Here is a 287-nt window from a genome sequence, read left to right on the forward strand (position 1 = left end):
TCGCTGCCCGCATGGGGAACCACGGCGCCATTCTGGCCAACGAATTTTCGGCCAGCCGCGTCAAAGTTCTGCACGCTAATATCAGCCGATGTGGAATCGCCAATACCGCACTGACGCATTTCGATGGCCGCGTATTTGGCGCTGCGTTACCGGAGATGTTTGACGCTATCCTGCTGGATGCGCCCTGCTCTGGCGAAGGCGTAGTACGTAAAGATCCTGATGCGCTAAAAAACTGGTCGCCAGAAAGCAATCTGGATATCGCGGCGACACAGCGGGAACTGCTCGAC

General features: G+C 56.8%; 1 pseudogene. It reads left to right on the plus strand.

The features are described from left to right. Positions 1 to 287: pseudogene (locus J4G32_RS21165) on the plus strand (MFS transporter); the annotation flags it as partial.

The sequence above is a fragment of the Microvirga antarctica genome (genome assembly GCF_017921815.1).
Taxonomy (GTDB): domain Bacteria; phylum Pseudomonadota; class Alphaproteobacteria; order Rhizobiales; family Beijerinckiaceae; genus Microvirga; species Microvirga antarctica.